Annotated in this window: 1 protein-coding gene; it reads left to right on the plus strand. The window is 34.4% G+C overall.

The window, feature by feature from the left end:
• Window positions 1-227 (plus strand): hypothetical protein (locus IMK15_RS06770; protein ID WP_192942299.1); only part of this gene is annotated, 227 nt, incomplete at both ends.

The raw sequence follows: 227 nt of genomic DNA on the forward strand, positions 1-227 counted from the left end.
GGTGTTAACAAGTTAGAAGGTAATGCTAACACTAATGGTACTGCTACTATTAAAGGTCAAAACAGTATTGTTAATGGTGAAGTTACTTTAAATGCTAACTCTAACGTTTCTGCTGGTAAAGGTAAGAAGACTACTGCTAGTATAGAAGCTAATGGTAAGGGTCATGTTACTGTACAAGGTGAAAACAAACATATCAAAGGTAATGTAACTATTAGTGCTGATGGTAA

It is taken from the genome of Sneathia sp. DSM 16631, assembly GCF_014892235.1.
Taxonomy (GTDB): Bacteria; Fusobacteriota; Fusobacteriia; order Fusobacteriales; family Leptotrichiaceae; genus Sneathia; species Sneathia vaginalis.